The sequence below is a fragment of the Candidatus Babeliales bacterium genome (assembly GCA_041660205.1).
In the GTDB taxonomy this organism is placed as follows: domain Bacteria; phylum Babelota; class Babeliae; order Babelales; family Chromulinivoraceae; genus JACPFN01.
Window position 1 is genome coordinate 1 of the sequence record JBAZWT010000015.1, and the last position, 19,889, is coordinate 19,889.

General features: G+C 36.3%; 18 protein-coding genes and 2 tRNA genes. 2 read left to right on the forward strand and 18 right to left on the reverse strand.

Translation table 11 applies throughout. The annotated features are described in order from the left end of the window. Nucleotides 1-147 precede the first annotated feature (147 nt). From WC747_04815 to WC747_04860, 10 genes are all read right to left on the reverse strand, one after another. The gene (locus tag WC747_04815; protein MFA5999313.1) at nt 148-924 is read right to left on the reverse strand and encodes an ankyrin repeat domain-containing protein; all 777 of its coding nucleotides are present in this window, start codon (nt 922-924) and stop codon (nt 148-150) included. 150 nt (nt 925-1,074) lie between these two features. After that, entirely contained in the window at nt 1,075-1,317 is a 243-nt protein-coding gene (locus tag WC747_04820) for a GIY-YIG nuclease family protein (GenBank protein ID MFA5999314.1), read from the reverse strand. Between the two features lie 261 nt (nt 1,318-1,578). Further along, nucleotides 1,579-2,631: a hypothetical protein gene (locus WC747_04825; GenBank protein ID MFA5999315.1), complete on the reverse strand. Its 1,053-nt coding sequence runs from the start codon at nt 2,629-2,631 to the stop codon at nt 1,579-1,581. Nucleotides 2,632-2,768: 137 nt separating this feature from the next. Further along, nucleotides 2,769-3,032 (reverse strand): hypothetical protein, encoded by a 264-nt coding sequence (locus WC747_04830; protein MFA5999316.1) that lies wholly within the window; start codon nt 3,030-3,032, stop codon nt 2,769-2,771. 234 nt (nt 3,033-3,266) lie between these two features. After that, nucleotides 3,267-3,743: a hypothetical protein gene (locus tag WC747_04835; protein ID MFA5999317.1), complete on the reverse strand. Its 477-nt coding sequence runs from the start codon at nt 3,741-3,743 to the stop codon at nt 3,267-3,269. Beyond that, a complete protein-coding gene (locus tag WC747_04840; GenBank protein ID MFA5999318.1) occupies nt 3,740-4,999 on the reverse strand; it encodes a primase-helicase zinc-binding domain-containing protein in 1,260 nt (419 codons plus the stop codon). Before WC747_04840 ends, WC747_04835 begins: the two co-directional genes overlap by 4 nt. Before the next feature lie 155 nt (nt 5,000-5,154). Beyond that, nucleotides 5,155-6,960 carry a hypothetical protein gene (locus tag WC747_04845; protein MFA5999319.1) on the reverse strand — a complete coding sequence of 602 codons (1,806 nt, stop codon included), beginning with the start codon at nt 6,958-6,960 and terminating at the stop codon, nt 5,155-5,157. Between the two features lie 50 nt (nt 6,961-7,010). Further along, the gene (locus tag WC747_04850; protein MFA5999320.1) at nt 7,011-7,277 is read right to left on the reverse strand and encodes a septation protein SpoVG family protein; all 267 of its coding nucleotides are present in this window, start codon (nt 7,275-7,277) and stop codon (nt 7,011-7,013) included. Beyond that, complete coding sequence (locus WC747_04855; GenBank protein ID MFA5999321.1) at nt 7,258-7,434, reverse strand: hypothetical protein; 177 nt, start codon at nt 7,432-7,434, stop codon at nt 7,258-7,260. Before WC747_04855 ends, WC747_04850 begins: the two co-directional genes overlap by 20 nt. A gap of 115 nt (nt 7,435-7,549) precedes the next feature. Then, nucleotides 7,550-8,578, reverse strand: a complete 1,029-nt coding sequence (locus WC747_04860) for a hypothetical protein (protein ID MFA5999322.1) — start codon at nt 8,576-8,578, stop codon at nt 7,550-7,552. A 96-nt stretch (nt 8,579-8,674) separates the two neighbouring features. On the opposite strand from WC747_04860, the gene WC747_04865 reads away from it, so the two are divergent. Further along, nucleotides 8,675-8,854 (forward strand): hypothetical protein, encoded by a 180-nt coding sequence (locus tag WC747_04865; GenBank protein MFA5999323.1) that lies wholly within the window; start codon nt 8,675-8,677, stop codon nt 8,852-8,854. Nucleotides 8,855-10,318: 1,464 nt separating this feature from the next. Here WC747_04865 and WC747_04870 read toward each other — a convergent pair. The 3 genes from WC747_04870 to mgtE form a co-directional block, all read right to left on the reverse strand. Then, nucleotides 10,319-10,396, reverse strand: a tRNA-Glu gene (locus WC747_04870). 123 nt (nt 10,397-10,519) lie between these two features. Then, a tRNA-Lys gene (locus tag WC747_04875) sits at nt 10,520-10,595 on the reverse strand. Between the two features lie 101 nt (nt 10,596-10,696). Then, complete coding sequence (gene mgtE, locus WC747_04880; GenBank protein ID MFA5999324.1) at nt 10,697-12,055, reverse strand: magnesium transporter; 1,359 nt, start codon at nt 12,053-12,055, stop codon at nt 10,697-10,699. 219 nt (nt 12,056-12,274) lie between these two features. Between mgtE and WC747_04885 the strand changes: the two genes are divergently transcribed. After that, on the forward strand, nt 12,275-13,255 hold the full coding sequence (locus tag WC747_04885) for an RluA family pseudouridine synthase (GenBank protein ID MFA5999325.1): 981 nt from the start codon (nt 12,275-12,277) through the stop codon (nt 13,253-13,255). Between the two features lie 3 nt (nt 13,256-13,258). Here WC747_04885 and WC747_04890 read toward each other — a convergent pair whose 3' ends face one another. The 5 genes from WC747_04890 to gspE all read right to left on the reverse strand — a co-directional run bounded on the left by WC747_04890 (nt 13,259) and on the right by gspE (nt 19,774). Continuing rightward, the gene (locus WC747_04890) at nt 13,259-13,885 is read right to left on the reverse strand and encodes a hypothetical protein (protein MFA5999326.1); all 627 of its coding nucleotides are present in this window, start codon (nt 13,883-13,885) and stop codon (nt 13,259-13,261) included. A gap of 26 nt (nt 13,886-13,911) precedes the next feature. Beyond that, nucleotides 13,912-14,499: a phospholipase D-like domain-containing protein gene (locus tag WC747_04895; GenBank protein MFA5999327.1), complete on the reverse strand. Its 588-nt coding sequence runs from the start codon at nt 14,497-14,499 to the stop codon at nt 13,912-13,914. Nucleotides 14,500-14,533: 34 nt separating this feature from the next. Then, nucleotides 14,534-15,157, reverse strand: coding sequence for a phospholipase D-like domain-containing protein (locus WC747_04900; GenBank protein ID MFA5999328.1), 624 nt, complete (start codon nt 15,155-15,157; stop codon nt 14,534-14,536). Between the two features lie 32 nt (nt 15,158-15,189). Further along, nucleotides 15,190-17,982, reverse strand: a complete 2,793-nt coding sequence (locus WC747_04905) for a translocation/assembly module TamB domain-containing protein (GenBank protein MFA5999329.1) — start codon at nt 17,980-17,982, stop codon at nt 15,190-15,192. Between the two features lie 82 nt (nt 17,983-18,064). Further along, entirely contained in the window at nt 18,065-19,774 is a 1,710-nt protein-coding gene (gene gspE, locus WC747_04910) for a type II secretion system ATPase GspE (protein ID MFA5999330.1), read from the reverse strand. Nucleotides 19,775-19,889: the final 115 nt, after the last annotated feature.

A 19,889-nucleotide genomic window follows, 5' to 3' on the forward strand; every position in this document is an offset into this window, starting at 1 on the left:
GGGCAGCTTTCGCTTGTTGTTGTAGATTTATTTCTTCGATTATTGCTTTGGGCATTCAGCAATGGCCGTGCCAGCTGAAGCCTTGCGCGAAAGCTGGCGTCCCGTAGGGGACTATTTTAGAACTTTTAAGACTAGCCCTTAACTGCTTTACATTTGTGAGTATCGCAAATATCTAATTAATCCAACCAGAAAAGCTGGCAACATATTAGAATGATATATATCATCAGCAGTAGCTCCAGATTGTATTAAAATACGCACTATATCCAAATGATTATAATCATAAGCTATCGATAATGCTGAATTGTTTTGCTCATCTTTTGCATGAACATTTGCTCCTGCTGCAATAAGCGCCTTAACAACTTCTATTTGTCCAAGAGATACTGCACTTATTAAAACCTGTGGATTATTTTTATAACAATCAGCTCCAGCATCAATAAGAGCTAATGCTATTTTTGCATGACTTCCATTAGAAAATCGACGAATACAAGGTTGGTTAATAATAATAGAAAGATACAAAGCTGTCCGTCCATCAGAATTTTTCATATGAACATCTGCCCCAGAAGCAAGTAACATCTTAGCTATTTCATATTTTCCCATCAACGCAGCTCCCATTAAAGCAGTAAAGTTAGTTTTTAACGATTGCATATTAACATCAGCGCCATTATTTATTAAAAATTGAACCATTTCGGCACTATCATGAGCAAGAAATAAGGCAAAGGCTCCATTAGAATCTATTGCATTAATATCAACACCCTTGGTAATCAACTGCTTAACAATCTCAAGATTACCGCTCTTAACGGCTGAAAAAAATTCTTCTGTCAATAACTCAATTTGCTTTGCATCGTCAGTATTGGCTAAGCAATCAAACATGGTTAATAAAATACAAATAAACCAACTGATTTTTAAGGCTCTATTGTTACTCATAGGAATAAAAACTCTCATGCAAATGAATTAAATAAATTTTTAGAAATTTACACATATTAACGCTATCAAATGGATATAAGGATAGGGTAAAAATAAAAAAAGATCCATTCAAATACATGAATGGATCTTTAGATTTTACTGAATGACTAACTACCAGAATCGCTTCTTAGCAAATGCTCTACCCGCTCCAGATTTCATATACTTCTCAAAAGCTGTCGCTCTCAATTTATCTTCAAATCCCATCACCATGTGCAATTTCCATGGACGATGATCTTTAGTGTACACAGATCCGCCAGAGTCGTGAGTCGCAAGACGTTCTTTTAAGTTATCAGTATGACCAATATATTTTTCATCAGGAAAATTGATTGATTTGATGAAATAGACATAAAACATAATTTTGATTTTTATAGGGACTTGCCCAGCCGTCGCTTACAGCTATGGCGGGCAGCTTTCGCTTGTTGTTGTAGATTTATTTCTTCGATTATTGCTTTGGGCATTCAGCAATGGCCGTGCCAGCTGAAGCCTTGCGCGAAAGCTGGCGTCCCGTAGGGGACTATTTTAGAACTTTTGAACCAACACTTGCTATGTCTTAAGTAAAAAATATCCCCACATTTCTGCAGGGACATTTAATTATTCTAAAGTACTAATTAAGATTTATACTTCTGCGCCACAAGACACTAGTAATTCTACAACATCGTCCCTATTCAAGTCCCTAGCATAACAAAATGGAGTTTTCGGCTCCATAAATCTATCACGAGATAAACCTCTCAATGAATAATAATCATTATCATCAAGTACTTGATTTACAGAAGCATGACGATTTATTAACATTTTGACAGATTTTAAATTGCCTGCATAAATAGCTTCAAATATAGGATATGATTTTCTATATACATGCTTAACTGTTGGTTCCAAGAAAGTAATTTTTCTTGAAGCACTTGCTCCACTTTTTAAGACAAGCTCTAAAAGTGATTCGTTGTTATATAACCAACAATAAGGATCAGCAACAGTCCAAACTTTATTTACGTTGTATCCAAAATGTATCAGAGCTTGTAACAATTCTAAAAACTTCGGCATAGACATAGCTTGTTTTTCCGAATGAGGATCAAGCAATGTAAATACATCTTCCATAATGATTTGATGCCATTTTGGATCGCTATCTACTTTGTTACAAACAGTTGCAACCTTTATATCTTGGTAATTAGGAACATAGTCCTTCAAGAGATCTTTACCTTCTCTTAATGCACGAATCGCAGGCTCTACCTTACGCTTATTAATCAAGTTTTTTATATATTCAACGTATACGCTTTGGCACCAAGGAATCCAATTATCACCATAAGTCATCATTTTTTTCAAAAGTAACAAATAAACTTTAGGATTTGGTAGCTTAGATGCCGTATAAGCTAATGTTTGATATTGAAAAACTAAGTCGCCTGACTCATCATATGGAATAATAGCTTCTTTAGATAATAATATCTCAACAGCCTTTTCTTTACCTCTTACTACAGCAAATTTTAAAGGGTATGCATTTACTCCTTCTAAATATTCATTGATATCAGCACCTTCTATTATTGCTGCTTGAATTTCTTGTTCAGAATCGTTGCATATTGCTTCATAAAGCTTATATTGCGAAGAATCTGCACTCATAGCTAAAGACGATAGACCTAACATCAATCCAGCTAAAAAAATTGTACTTAATTTTTTCATATTAAACCTCCATAAAAATAAACTATTTATCATAGCTACATTTTATCAAGCCAGAATACAGCACACAAAAGCCTATAGCCATTTTGTAGCGATATGACGAAAATACGGTATTATTGACATATAGACAATTTGAAAAATTAAATTATTTCACCAAAAAATGGCTCCATCTCTTTTAAAGGCATTCGACTCATTAAAGCTGCCATCTCGGCATTGCATTCACAAAGACTTTGGCAAATACTTAAAGCATAATTCCACTTTTCATCTTCTTGAGCCCACGCCTTAATTTGCTCATAATTGATCTTTGCTTTGGTACACATCATAGGCACAGAATATGCATCTTGTTCATGACAGGCATCGATTAATGTTGTAAGTATCATTTCGCGTTTACGCGTTTCATTCATAAATTAACTCGGTTAATGATTCTAGGGATTGACGCATTGAGCTAATGAACAGTCGACCCTTTCTTTTTTCCTGAAGTGTTGATTGAGCATATTTCCCATGAGTAATAGGCCGACCTTGGTGGTAGTAGCATCTTCCATTTTGAAGAGCAATATGGCGACAAGGATATGTTCTAGACGAATTCTTTTTAGGTAAAGACCCACATTTAGGTAATTTGGAGAAGTCTTGCTTGAATCTCATAGCTTTCCTTCCATTTTTTCTTTAATCCCTCCTTGTACTATCGAATTTAACACCGTATCGCCTTCAGAATGAACATTGTAGTTCACATTGATAGTTTGGCTCTTGCCTCGATATTGTTGCAGCATATTGAGAGCCTGATGGCTTAATCGCACCATCATCATAGCTGCACCCATGGTGTTATAATTATCTTTGGACATAGTCTCCATGCTTTTGATGTGTAGTGATACAAACTGAGCAGCAAGCATGGTCTCAATAGTGTCTTTGGGCTTAATTCCTCTAATTAAGCTAACGATAGCATCAAGATCGTTATCGTTCCAAGCCGTCTCCCTTGGCCATTTATTAGAAGAATCGAAAGACATGAGCATGGCTTTTTTTACCAGTAAGCGAGTTGCATCTGCGCTGTCACTCTGTACAGCCTCCATAAGCAATGATATCTGTGTTGGCACAGTTACGGCATTAGTTTTCTTTTTCACAGCTCTCCTCTACGGTTATATTCGGTTTCAGCAAGTTCTTTTAATAATAATAACTTATTTTGCAATTCTTTTGTTTGTGCTTGTGGCGACTTGGAACCTAGTTCTATTTCATCTTTAAGTTTTGCGTAAAAATTAGAAGTTGCGATTCTCGGGGCAATGTAATTTAATGTCCAATCTATAAGTGGTTGATCTTGCTCATCCCATGGATAGTGGATTAATTTTAACTCATATTGTAGTTGCTCTGGTATTTTTGAAATGATCCAAGATCGTATATCAATACCTTGTTCAATCGCTTCTCCAATATCTTTTCCTACCGTTATCTGACAGTTTATTGCATGGGGATATAATGACTTCCATTTCGTCCACATGTCATTTCCTGCAGAATCTGCATCTGGGCAAACAAGTAAAGTTTTCTTTTTAGCAAAATAATCAGTTACTGAATCAGGGTTTTTAGTACAACCACCTACTGCGATCATGACAGCAAAATCACCAACTGCGCTATGCAAAGCGAAAGAATCTAATTCAGATTCAGTCGCAATCAAAATCATATGTTTTTTGTTGCCGATAATGCTAAGTCCTTGCATGCTACCAGACACAGCAACATACTTTGGCAATGTATCATTGGGATGCCAGTCAGAGCGTCGTATTTTAAGTCGAATCACCTTGTCAGATTCTATTATCGGAATGACCAGGCCTTTTGGTAACCATAGCTTTTTGAGAGAGCCATCTTCTTTATATTCTTCTGGTAAGCCCCAGTCTGTTCGTATTAAATATTGATTTTGGTCTAGCCAACCAAACTGATATTGAACAATTGATTCTAATGTAAGACCTCGAGAGGTTAAAGATGTTAGAACATGTTCATTTTGTAGAAGATTTTTATGAGCTTGATTAAGAACCTTAGCCGCTTGTTCATGCCAAACAGGAGGAGAACTTTTTAATGACGGTAACTGTTGCTTGAAAGATTTTTTGAATAGAGAAGAGGTTGTTTTATTTTCTATGGTTACTCCAAGGAGTTCTGTGGCTTCTTTAAAGGAGTAATCAAGATAATCTATGCAAAACTGAATAGAGTCTCCGCTAATTTCACAGCGACGGCAAAAATAATAACCTGTACAGTTTGTTTGGGATCGTTCTGGCTGGATGATAAATCTATCGGTTCCTCCACATACAGGACAAGCACTTTTATGTTCTCCACCCTGAGTTGATGCTGACCATTTCGGATTTAGGTTTGCTTGTTGGGCTAGATCTAACAAATTCATAATTCCCCTCTCCATTTTTTTAGTAATCCGTGGTGATCGTGGTAATGGTGGATTTCGTGAATAGAGTCGTATGAAAATTGCAGCAATAACTTTATTGACGATTTTTTACAAAGAGATCAAAACAGATCCACGATATCCACCAACACCACCATTGATTAGATTTTAATTTCTGTAACACGCCATCTAGAAGTGCCTTGATGTTTCTCGCCTTGCTCTAATCGAAAACCACCCTCAATGCGATTCTTATAACGAGATAATTGTTTTGCTAGGCTGCGTGGATTAATTATTCCTTTGTTGTCAGCTGCTAATTCCTTAAGTATTTCTTGTAGCGCATGATACGCCTCAAGATTTGATTCCGATTCTTCAGGGGAAGTAGTTTTTGTAGCAATGAGTTCTTGTACTTTAATCTCTCTATTACCAAAAAATGCATGCCAAGCAGTAAATAGTTCATTGAGTTGCATTCTGATTGGATCGGACTCTTCTATGTCTTTGCGACTTTCACATGGATCAGTCATTTTGCACCATACAAGTGCTGATCTGATCCAGTCACTCCAATCATCAAATCGTCCAAACTGTTTTATGTCTTGTGGCGGCCTTCCTGCGACATGATAGGCACGTAAAATGGTTAATGCAGCTGTTACAAGTTTTGCGCGATGCTGTGGTATATACTTTCGTAAGTTTAGTGTGAATGATCGTTCTTCGGGCCGTTCAACTTGCGGATCAAGTTTACAAAGTAGTGATCTAGTAGAAATATCACCTAAAAAAACAAGATTATTACCAGTAACCAAAAAGGTTGTATTGGTCAATACTGTACGTGTTTCATTGCCTCCCAACAGTCGGTCTTTGTATTCAGCTTGAGTCAAAATAGAGCAAAGGGCAGCACTTTTGAATGGCTTTTCGACATTGTCGAAACAAACAATTGCGTCCCCCTCTATTAATACAGACATGATGCGTTTTTTTTCTTCTGTTTCATTTTCAGCTTGAGAAATAACACTATTTGATTTGCCAGTACTGATAAGAGCGACTACATCAGCCAGTAAACTTTTACCGCTTGCCATTTTTGGAGCTGTGAAACCAAAAAGTGGAGCCGTTAAAAGAGATTTTCTGATGAGTACTGTAAGAATTGCTGCTAACGCAACTGATTTGCTAGCTTCATCCTCAAAAGGAAAATCTTCTAACAGTTTAAGCAACACATCTTTTGCATTGACAGCATCTTGATGTGTTGGGTTTTCTGGTATTTTTTTAAATTCGCAATCACCAGGAAAAAATAATAATCCTGAGATTGGATCATAGCCTGGCGTATCCAGAATAGAGCCATCAACTCTGAGAGTTGGTGCATTAATGACACCAACCAGAACTGGAACGTCCCATTCTTGTTTTGAAAGTAAGTAACGGGCAATTTTTTCAGGACAATCGATTTTCTTTAAGCATCCTGATCGCGCATCAAACGCTACAAAATGCCCAACTTTTGTTAGATAAATCGTTAAATAAGCTTGGTCGATTTCTTTAATAACTATTGTATCAGGAGCTCTATTGATCAATCGTTTTTTATTGTCTGGAGAGTTTGATACTTGAGTTACACGAACCAATTTTCCAGATCGTTTATAGATGTGATCATGTTGAGTTAATAAAAGTTTTTCTGCAGCATCTACTACCTCGTGCAGTTTGGATGGTACAATATATACAGTGTTTTTAAATTTTTGTTCATGTTTAAGATATTCTTTGTAAAAGTCTTGCAATTCAATGACTTGAGATGCTTCTGCTTGGGTTAGATCTTCTATGGTAATGTTTGCGATTTCTTGCCATGATTTATCTCCATATCCAAGAGCTGTTTTTTTTGAATTAAGATTCTGTTCTTCGTTTAATAACTCTTCATGAGCATCTGCTTGAGAACTTTCATATGATGCTTTGGCTTGTATCTCTTTTTGCTCTTTATCTACATTTTTAGTATCATTAGACATGATAAGTTCCTTTATTTATAGCCATCGATTGTCGTCGATGGTTTTCTTTTTTAACCGATTACTACTTCTTTAAACTTTTCTTCCACAGCGAACTCAATTTCATCAGCAACAACTTTATTGATTGGATGAAACACATTTATGCTTCCAGAAGAATGGGTGCGCGTTGGATACGTTAACCGTATGCCGCCTTGTGGACGCGTATAAATACCAACCCCTCCCAAATAAAGGCTGTCATCAAAGACAAAGCTCGTAAATCCTATAAGACCGTCACTTGCCTTAATCGGAATTATTTGAATTTCACTTATCTTCTTGTGCACTTGGATACTCCTTCGACACATTATTTTGATCAATTTCGTAAAGCAGCAAAAACAGCTCTTTCAAGCGGCGACGTTTCTCTTCCTCGGACATAATCTTTGGATTAGTTTCGTAGACTCGTGCATGTAAGGTTGATCGAACTTTAATTTTTGTTGCCATACAGAAAAGTATGACAAAAATAATATGAACACTCCGACGTCTGCGTCGACGTCCAATAAAAAGAAAACCCCTATTGCTAGGGGTTTATATAATTTTTTAGATTCTTAAAAATACTTTACTTCATAGGCCTAATGACATCTGCAAGTTCTAAATTCACACGATGATAATATTTATCAGAATGAATAAGAACATTAAATCCATACACAAAACCATACGAATAATACTGTGCACAAAATACTTTATTCATAGCATCAAAATCTTTTCGTATATTTTCATTCTTCCTTGTATTTTCAGAAAACACCTTATATTTTTTTGGATTTAAAAATAATAGATGAAGATTTTTCGCCCTCCCATCTTCAAACGACACGGGATTAGCATCATTAACCTGCACAGTCAAAATCATTTTTTCTTTTTTGGTTTTATCATCAATCTTAACATTAAAAGAATAAGCAATGCTTGTGATCTGCAAAAACTCTAAATTCATTAATCGCTCAATTGTTTGCATTAAGTACCTGCTAACATTCTGAGTCGCTATTATTAAACGTTTTGAATCAGCCTTGCCAATACCCATAATATATTTTTTAACGTATCGAACGTTTTCTAAAGTGTTGGTGACCAACCTATAAGTAGAAATTTCTAATTTCAATGCAATAACCATAGGAAATTCCAGCCCTTCTTTAATACAATTATCAATATCTGGATGTACATAATTTGGACTTTGAAGTAATGCTAGAGCTGCCTCGAGACCTTCACCATAAGCCTCGACCTTAGTCTTAAATACATGTCTTAAGGCAAATCTTAATCCAACCTCTCTCCAAGATGGAAAATAGTCTTGAACTTTCAATTGTTCTGACCTCCCAATTTCTAAACAACATAAAGCCACAGGGTTATTATAAATGTTTGGCCTAATTTGCTTTTCCCAATCATCATATTCACATTCAACAGATTGTTTTAAAGCTAAAATTTTTTCTAAACAACTACTTTGCTGAATTTCTAGATCTTGAATAATTTGAAAAATGCTCGGAACAGTAAAAACATCATTTAATTTTTCTACACACTCACGCAAATCTTTAATAGTTTTTATTTCATTAGAATTTTTGGCCAATCTTTGCACATCTTTAATTACCAACTTAGAAAGCATCACTTCATTACCTTTTCATTAAATAATTCATCAACATTTTAACATTTATGGTATTCTATAGATAGAGTATATCGCATTATCGAAAAAAATTGAGGAAATATGGAAACATTAAAAATCTTAACTCGCATATCAATAGACATACCAACTGAATTGCAACAAAAACTCAAAACATTAGCGGCAATCAATAGAAAAAGTATGCGCACAATTGTTATTGAATCACTTGAAAAACAAGTTGCTTCTTTAGAAAAAAAGACCACAACCATAACCTTCAACACATAAGAGTAAACATCTATGGTATATGCTGTTTTATATGCACGAGTCTCAAGCGCTGAGCAATCACAAGGGTACTCAACAGACGCGCAAATTAAGCTTCTGCATGAATATGCAAACAAGTGCGGCTACGCGATCAAAAAAGAATTTATTGAAGCTAAATCAGCAAAGAAAGCTGGGAGAACTCAATTTGGAGAGATGTTAAAGTTTGTAACGACCAACAATAAGATCAAGCATATACTGGTGGAGAAAACGGATAGGCTCTCCAGAAATTTCTCCGACTGCGTAGACATTAACAATCTTATTGAAAATCACAATGCATTGATTCACTTCGTGAAGGAAGGATCAATTTTGCACAAAGATTCTAATTCACAAACTAAATTAATGTATGGTATCCGCGCTGTCATAGCAAAAAACTTTATCGATAATCTGTCCGAAGAAACCAAAAAGGGAATGCTGGAGAAAGCTGAGCAAGGAATTTATCCAAGCGTTGCACCATATGGCTACACCAATGTCATCGAAAACAATCGTAAAATTCTCATCCCAGACCCTGCTGCGGCTCCACATGTAAAGAAAATGTTTGAGCTTTACGCTACTGGTAATTATTCCCTGCTCTCACTTAAGCGTAAAATGCTAGAAGATGGCATGATTTATCGCAATGGTAAAAACTTTTATAAACACACCATCGAAGTGATACTAAAAAATGAATTTTATACAGGCGTCTTTTATTGGAAAGGTAAACGATACGAAAATGCACAGCATGAACCCCTCGTAGACAAAGCCCTCTATCGACAAGTTCAAGCTATCAAGATGAAGCCTGGCAAATATAAATCACGTAAAGGTGAATTTGTTTTTACGAATTTAATCCAATGCGGCATGTGTAATTTTTCTATTACCGCTCAAATACAAAAGAAGCGCTATGTTTATTATCATTGCTCTGGTTATAAGGGTAACTGCAATCAACCCTATCTTCGCGAGGAGCTCATCGATGAACAAATCGGTAACATCATCAATCAAATCAATATACCCTGCGATACTGAACAAGAAATTTTGCAAGATGCAAAAGATTCACTTCAGGAAAGAATCAACTACCAAAGAACTTGCGCTGAACAAATCGAAAAACAGTTACAACGCGTAGAGAGACATATCAGACAATCTTATACTGACAAACTTGATGAAAATATTAGTGAAAGTTTTTGGAAAGAACAAAATAGTCAGTTGCTTGCAGAAAAAAGTCAGCTAGAAATCAAATTAGCAAGCTACACGAAACCTAAAACAGATCACATGGAAAAAACCATTTCTATTTTAGAACTCGCGAAAAAAGCTTCTCAGCTGTACAAAACAGCCAATCCTGAGCAAAAGCGGAAATTAATGGGAAATTTATTTTCGAACTGTTCTTTGAAGGATGGATTTATCGATCTGGAGCTGCATGAGCCATACAGCTTAATCTTAGAAAGTACCAATTCTGGAAATTGGCGTCCCCAATGGGATTTGAACCCATGTCTCCGCCGTGAAAGGGCGACGTCCTGGACCGGGCTAGACGATAGGGACACAACATTTTCAAGCTCTTCACCATAAAAAGTGAAGTCGCTATTATTTTATTTCAAATTGATGGCCTTTTGGTGATGGCCTGATAATTACTTACCATTCATTATTTCCTATGGGAAAAATAAATGGTGAGCCGTGTTGGATTCGAACCAACGACCCACAGCTTAAAAGGCTGTTGCTCTACCAACTGAGCTAACGGCTCTGAAATTTCAAATCTTACTTAAACGTATTTTGTAAATTTTCAGAAAGAATACTAATAAGGTACAAAGCTAGGCACTTATTGTCAAGAAATTTAAACAAAAATCACGATAAAACTAAATAGGCAACGTAACAATAGATAAAAGTTCCCAAAATATCCATGACCGTTGCAAGAAGCGGACCTGCAGAAAAAGCAGGATCTATTCTAAATTTTCTTAAAATTATAGGAAAACAGGACCCTAAAACAACCGATACCAGTACAATGAAGCCAAGCGAAGCACTCACTACTATGCTGCCAATTAAATTTTGATGAGTAAGATATACTCGTAAAAATGCGATAGTCGATAAAAGCAAGGCAAGCATAAATCCTATGAAAAGTTCACGTCGCAAAAACTTAGCAATGTTTGATTCGTTAATATCTCCTGAAGACATGCCCTGAATAACAATTGCTGAAGCCTGACCACTCGTATTTCCACCCATACCCACAAGCATGGCAAGGAAGATGACTAAAACGGGGTCCAGCATAAGAAAACCGCCATATTGATCAATAACGATACTCGAGATAGATCCAACGATTAAAAGCGAACCTAAAATAAAGCTACGTTTATAGAGTAAATAGAAAAACGGAATCTCAAAATATGATGTTGTAACCGGAGCACCAGACATTCTTTGAACGTCTTCGGTTGCTTCTTGTTGAATAATATCAATCAATGTTTCTTCAGGAATTACACCCAGCAAATACATTTGCTCACTCACCACTGGAACGGTCATCATGTGATAGTGAACCATTTTTCGGGCAATACGCTCTTGGTCTTCTTCGGGCAATGCAAAATATGGTACTTGTTTTAAAATTGTTGAAAGTCGAATAAGTGGAGATTTTAAAACTAAATCTTCTAAGTTAATGTATCCAACAAGTTTATTTTCTGAATCTGTGACATAAATTTGTCGATGTAAATCAATGTTAGGCTTCAAACGCTGTAATAAAAATATTGCTTTTTCAACCGTCATATCTTGAATCAATGTTACAAAATCTAAAGTCATGATCCCACCGGCACTGTCTGGTGGAAACTTAAGAAGCGAAAGAACCTTTTGTTGATCTTTTTTATTTAAAATATTTAACCATTTTTTCAGATCTTTTTCTGAAAGTTCATCAAATAAATCGGTCAAATCGTCAATTGAAGTCTGTCGTAAAATAAAAGCTTTTTGTTCATCATTTAAAAATAAAAGAATTTTTTCTTTAACATAATCATGAACTTCTTCAAACAGCTCAAGCTGCTTTTCTGGAGAAAATTTTATAAACAATCGAGCCAATTGTTCATCGGAAATATAGGTAAGAATTTTGGCGCTATCGGCAGGATGCATTTCAAGCAGTGATAGCCATAATGATTTACCTTGCTGCGTCTGCCCGTCTATAACTTCATTGATTTGTTTGACAATCAAATCGGTTATTTTTTTTGATCCCATAAAAAACTCCTCGGTAAAGTCCTATTCTGCCTCTCTTTTTTAAAAGCTTGCATAATATACTGTAGTACATCTTCCCCAAAAAAGACACCTTAATGCTTCAAATGTAAAACTTTTCACGGCAAACACCGTTAAAATGGTATCATTTGACGATGCAACTCTCTTGCCTTATAGTAAAGATAGACGACAAACGAAAATCGTCATTTCCCAGGAAAATAATATATGACCACAAAAATAGAATCAGAGCGCATCCAGCAAGGAGCTTCTTTTGAGCTCACCGTCATGCCAGAGGATGCTGGTCAAAGAATCGATAAGTACATTGCGAGCTACTTCAGTCAATACTCCCGTTCGTTTTTACAAAAACTTTTTAGCCTCGATCGCATACTTATCAATGCAAAAAAAGTTGCAAAACCAAGCTATGTCTTAAAAGCTGGCGATCAAATTTCAGTATCTTTTCCTGAAGAAAATAATGAAAACACTCCAAAAGAGATTCCTGACAATATCAACGTTTCAATCATTGCCAAGCAGGAAGATTTTTTAATCATCTCCAAGCCTGCAGGACTCGTTGTACACGCACCCAATAAAAATTATCAAGAGGTAACGCTTAGCGACTGGGTCGTTGGCACTGATGACGAAATTGCGCATGTAGGAGTTGTCGACAGACCAGGCATTGTTCATCGGCTTGATAAAGACACCTCAGGTCTTATGATCATTCCTCGAACTAACCAGGCTCATGGCACTTTAACCGATATGTTTAAAGAGCGAAAAATTCATAAAACTTATTTGGCTATTGTTGTGGGACATCCACCTGCACAGGGAACTATTGATTTTTTAATTGGACGTCATCCAGTCACTCGTAACAAAATGATTCATTTTACAGAATTGACTAAACGGCCAACAAGTCGGCAGTCTTTAACTCATTACGAAGTGATAACCTATTTTAAAGATTATTCTTTGGTTAAAGTAATGCCAGTCACAGGCAGAACACACCAAATTCGCGTGCATTTTGCAGCAATTGGTTTTCCACTTTTAGCAGATTTTTTATATGGTAAAAAATCAAAACTTTTAAAACGTCATGCACTTCATGCTCATAAACTAGAATTTGAGTACAAAGGGAAACAGTTCAGTTTCACCTCAGAGCTTGAACCTGATTTGCAAAAAATTATTGATTCACTTGAAAAAATTTCAGAATCAAAAAATTAATATTTATGGCTGAAACTGCTCAGACTTATCCTTGTCGTGAAAAATGGTAGAAATTTTTTTATGCATAATATTAAATTGTCGATGGCCGCTAGTCAAAGATACTTCATTGCCTGATTGCAAAACTAACGTATTATTCGACTTATCATCTTGCTGCACAACAAGAAGCGACATATTATTTGGCTGATCCAAAAGATGAATTTGTCGCACGGCGTAACTACAATCTTTCCAAATATCTTCAAAGGTTAGATTAATAATTTTATCATCATATTTCTGATCAAAAACTTTAACACAAACACCCGACGCATGCAGCTCGTCAAGTAACCATGATGACGATGATGGTTGATATGCAGCATCATGACTGATCAAAACATGAACAGGAATGCCGCATTGGTGCAGCTCTTGTAGCCTTCTGCTCAAAACATGATCATTAAATTGATGTGTTACAAAAAAAACATTCTTAATTTTTGACGATTCTTTCTGCGTTGCATCAAAGACTTGTTTTAAAAAAAATTCCTGTACCCCATCACGATATTGCATCAACGCTTTCATACATGGGCGTAGCATTGCACATGCAGGCATGGAAATAAAAACTAGAGATAAAATCATTATTTTAAGCAGACTGTTTTTCATCAAATTTTCCTTTTGCTGTAATATATTTAGATAAGAATATCTTCTTGCGTATCTTCTTGCAAATCAATTGCACCTCGCCCAGGGCTTATTCGATTTACCAACTGCAAAAAACATTGCTGATACTCTTGTATAGCAGAAACATCATCTGTAACAATGACGTTTTCATCATGCAGATTTGATGCTGAAGCAGTACAGTTAAACGATCCTGTCCAGAGCAGTCCTTTATTTGTTTTTTCATTCAATCCAAAAATAAAAAATTTGTTGTGCATGATCGGTGTTGTAAATGCATTAAAACTCAGCGGCGTTGTATGAACAAATACGATGACTCCATTCTTTTGTAAAAAAGATCCTTTGCCATACCGCTCACCCATAGAAATCTGATCAAGCACAATTCTGACTTTAACTCCACGCACATATGCATCAACTAACGCTTGAGCTATAGTTTTATCGGTAAACATGTAGATCGCGCAATCAATTGATTTGCGTTCTTCTTTTATTAATTTGATGAGCTGTGAGCGTATGTCGTCACGCGGTGTAAAAAAAACCTGGCTCAGTCCGTTAAGACAAGAAATATATAAAAAGAAACTAACGATCATCCATTTTTTAAAATTCACGACACCCTTTTTTATTAGCGTTATATGCTCTTACTTATCTTTTTTTAGAACTTTTTATCTTAGCCAGTGCATCTTTATGCTTTTTTCGCTCAGCTGCCATTTCTTTCAAAAACTTTTTTCTTTCAGCTATCTCATTTTTATACTGATGTTTTATTAACGTTTCAGTATGTTTAAAATCTTTTTCATAAAATGATGCGATAGCACGACTATATAGTAAAATCCCACTTTCACAATTTCTATGATACGCAGCATCTGTCCAATTCATTGAAGACATCCATACTTTATTATCATCAACAACCACATACTTATTGTGATTAATTGCATCTGATTTTTTATAAACAGATGTTGGAATATCAAACTCTTCAAGTATGTCTTTTATAAAATATTTTTTACTCGATGATGCATGATCCATAACCACTCTCACGCGAACACCTCGAGCTTTGGCCAAAGATAATTTACGAGCGGCTTGCTTATCTGTAAACGTAAACATCGAAACCAACAGAGATTTTTTTGCGTTATCAATTAAATCGAAAACAGTTTCTTTCATCAAATTTTTCTGCGCAGATGAAAACGGTGCGCAGCGGGCTTTAAAGGGCATAGACAAAACTGTAATATCAAACAACAACGCCAATAAAAACATGATTTTTTTAATGCTCATTTTAATACTCCTTTTAAAATTAAAATTTTATCTCACGAAAATTTCCAACAAAATTCTACTTCGCCACCGTACGTGCTTGGACCATCCCTTTGCAAGCGCAATGTCACATCATCGGTCACGCCGTAATCAATATCAACTTTGATATCTTCAATTTGTGCAAAATTTGTGTCAATTTTTGCATGTAAATGATCTGTTGCATCAATTTCAAAGCTGCCTCGTATTCCTCCTCGCCCCGATTGATTCGTAAACTGAGGTAAAAATCGAAAATATCGTAACGATTTTAGCAATCGATCGAATACTGCTTTTAATTTTGTTTTTGAAAGCGCTGGTCCAAACATAATATCTTTTAATTTTTGTATCAAAAGCGCAGGAACCATAGCGCCCAAAGAATTATCCTCAACGCCCAAAAGCAAGAGTGACACAATCTGCTCTTCACTTAAATACGGTTGCGACTCAAATTGAATATGAGGATCTAATGCAGAGCCCCATGCGTGCACACTTACTCCAAAACGTTTTAATTTCCCCTTAGCAAGCAGCTCGATAACAGGATCATAAGGTTGCTCAGGAATAAATAATACTTTCCCCTCAATAGTTTCTAGCGGCTTGTACGGAAAATTTAAGGAGCCAGAAACTAATTGTATAACTCCTGAAAGTTCTGGTTTTTTCAAATTACCCCGCACGGCAAGATCAACAATCGCCTTTGCTGATAAAAAGGATGTGGTAATGCTCAATGGATCTTTGGTGAAAACTGATACATCATAGCTACAATCAAAGCCAAACTGATCATGCTGCTGACCATAACCAACTCCAGATAAAAGCTCTTGAAACTCGCTAGAAAAAAGATTTTCTTTAAGCTCTGACTTTTGAAGCATCAACTTTCCCTCTACATGGAAAAGCTCTTTTGTACTTTGCTTGCTGAGTAGCAATCTACCAGATAGCTGGCTGTAAACACCCCTGTCCCAGCTAAACATAAGATTATGAAGTAACAATGGAACATGAACAAAATAGCACGCACCAGTTTTGTCAAAAAACATTGTTGCTCGAGTGCAAGAAATTTTTCCCTCATACCACTGCATATCAACATTTTTAAACACAATGCTTTTTTCGTAAAAATTTAATTCGCACGAAGCCGTAGCGCTTGAAATTACATTATACATATTGGGAATTCTCATGTGCGCTTGCTGCGTATGCAAACGTGCATAACAAATTCCATTTTTAACATGACCTTGAAATAAAATTGCTCCATCTTGCGCAAAAGAAATTTTAAATGGATCAGGAACTAAACCATGCAATACAGAAAAATCTATCGACCCTAGCAGGCTTTCAGGGTTTTGCTCATCGGTAGAAAAATCGATAACCACTTTATCATCTTTTACTGCATGAAATTTTTCAAAAACAAAATCTGGAAAAATCTGGACGGTTCCTTCATACTCAAAATCTTGCAAAAATCCCTTCAGAAATAGCTTTCCGTCGCAAAAAACAATAGAACCTGAGGCATGCTTTAACTCATCCAGTTTCGTGTTGAACAGCTCAACATCGTATCGGCCAGTAATGCCTCCTTGTTTGTCATACGACAACGTGACATGACATTTATCTTTTTCTACAACAAAGTGCGAGTCGGTTGACAGCATTAAACGTACTACATTACTCATACGTATTTCTTTGTCATCTCCCCGAGTAGTTGCGTCAACAGAAGACACATCAATATCAAAAATAATTGAATCTGTTAGTTGAAATGTTCCAGAAAAACCTTTTGCATGATGATGATCTACCAAAAGTTTACCACCGGGAAAAAGAGGTTTCGTTTTATACGTAACATCATGAAGAAGCACAGAAAGTTGAAATGTTTTGAAAAAATTATACAAATCAACACCAATTTCAACGCCAACGCTGCCACACACATCAGATAAAATATCGGGCAAATTAAAATATTTAATCAATTCGGAAGACGTAGAAATCGCAACGCTGCACAAACACTCGTCTTTCAAACATCGAATTTTTATCGGATCAATGACAATTGCTCCATCTTCACTTTTTAAAGCAAACTGCCCAACGCCCTTTTCCATTTTTCCCGCAAGAAATCCGTTACCCTTATGCGTAGATGAATGCACGCAGTAGTTTAATTGCACCTGTCCGTCCATATTTTGCAGCATATCGATATTTGGCATGCTGATCGTAATTGAACCAGAAATATCGTTTATAATTTTTGCATCTTTACGCGTTACAGCTCCATCCTGCAGGTAGGCCTGAATTCTCGTTCCATCACGCTCTTGGTGTATGTTGCTCTGGTAAGGAACTTGAATACTTAAATCGTCAGATTTTCGCTTAAGAAACAATAAGCCATCCTTAATGGACACGCCGTCATAAACTAAAAAGCTTGAGTCACCCAACACAAACATTTTTGCAATAAATTGAGGCAATCCAACAATCTCTTTTTCAAAAGATTCAAACATTATGACATGCTCAAAGCCAAGGGAAATTTTTAAAATTCTGCGAGTTACAAGCGTCCACCAGCAAGCTGTTGCTGTCATTTTTTCTGCAACGATAGACCACTGCTCTTCATCAATTTTTTGCTGATTATTGATAGTAGGCGTAATGCGCACTCCAGAAAAATGCATTTTTAGCGACATCCAATTGATTTTTTCCAAGCGACAGCTCAGTGTGCAATCATAATCACGCTGAAACTGTTTTTCTATATTATCTTGAACCGCAAGTCGAAATGTTTCACTCGACGAAAGATAGATAAGGGCAACAGCAAGTCCAAGCATAAGCCCTAAAAAAACATGTAAGAAAATTTTAAGCCATCCAGGATAGTTGGTACTCATCGTTTGATCATCTCAAAAAGGTATTGACGATTTGGACAGTATATCAAACATGATAAAGGTTGCGGCAAAAATAATTATCTTTTTACTCACCTGGATCAAAATCTGCAGATGCAACAGAAAGAACTTCTTCTATCGTTGTAATTCCAGCTTCGATTTTTAAAATACCATCATGCAGCAAAAGCGTCATACCATCTTTTAAAGCCTGATCTTTAATCTTTAAAGAGTCAGCACGCTGCACAACTAACTGAGAAATACCAGGCGTCATTTGCATAATTTCAAAAATAGGAAGTCGTCCTGCATAACCAGAGTTCATACATTTAGGGCAACCAACTGCTTCATAAAATGTCATTTTTTGTGCTTGCTCAGGCGTAATACCAAGAGCTGTAAGTGAACTTTGATCTGGCGTGTATTTTCTTTTACAGCTTTCACAGAGTCTTCTGACTAGTCGTTGTGCCAAAATAGCTGTTACGGATGAAGCAATCAAAAACGGTTCAATGCCCATGTCGATCAATCGAGTGATTGTTGCAGGAGCATTGTTGGTATGAATGGTACTAAAAACCAAGTGTCCCGTTAAAGAAGCTTGAATAGCAATCTGGACAGTTTCGGTATCACGGGCTTCACCGATCATGATAATATCAGGATCTTGGCGTAAAATAGAACGCAACGCAGCAGCAAACGTTAATCCTATTTTTTCATTTACTTGCACTTGATTGATGCCGCTGATTTGATATTCAACAGGATCTTCAACAGTCACCAAATTGACCTCTGGAGAATTTACTCGAGATAAAATCGAATACAATGTTGTCGTTTTACCAGAACCGGTAGGTCCAGAAACTAAAACAATTCCATTTGGCTGAGAGATAGCATGTTCAAGCACTGCAAAGTCTCGTGGTGAAAAACCAAGAGTTTCAAGTTTGACAAAAGTTTTTGATTTATCCAAAAGACGCATTACAACACGTTCACCATAAATTACCGGTAAAACAGAAACACGAATATCGATCTCTTTTCCAGCAGCTTTAATTTCAATTCTACCATCTTGAGGTTTACGTTTTTCGGCAATATTTAAATTCGCCATAATTTTAATACGAGAGATTAAAGCACTTTGAATTCGCTTTGGTGGGTTTAAAGCTGGAAACATCACACCATCAACGCGATATCTCACTCGCACTTCTTTTTCATACGGTTCAATGTGAATATCAGAAGCTTCACGTTTCACCGCTTGAAATAAAATATGATTTACTAATTTTACGACAGGCGTTTTACTCGCCATGCTCAAAACATCTTGTTCGTCAATTGAACCAAGATCAAGCTCGCCTTCAATAATCTTTGAATCCTCTTCAAGCTCTTCCATCATTTGCTTGGTGCCTTCAAGCGGATAATATCGATTTATTGCATCGATCACCACAGATGTTGGAGCAACCGCTTGAGTTACTTGCCGACCAAGCAGCAACATTAACTCATCAATTGGTTGTACTTTGTACGGATCTGCAGAAATGATAACTATTTTTTCATCAATGATAACAGGGATAATATTGTTTTGGCGTAAAAAATGAAATTGAATTTTCCCAAGCAGCGCAGCGTCTGCCATCGATTCGGTAATCTGATCAATGTATGGAATAGAAAGATCTTGACTGTAAGCCTGAGCTACGTCTTGCTGACTTATTATTTTTTTACTCAAAAGATACGCAACTAAAGACATACCGGAGCTGCGCGCTTCTTCTTTAAAACTTTCAACTAACTCAGCTTTTAAAACTCCCATTTTTATAAGAGCTTGCAAGAAACCTTGACCCATAACATTACCTCATCTTTATCATCAACCGTTCAAGAATTGCCTTTAATGGCGCATTATCTCATGTACCTTATCATATAACATAACTTTTTATAAAGATGCTATTTTTCTTACCCCT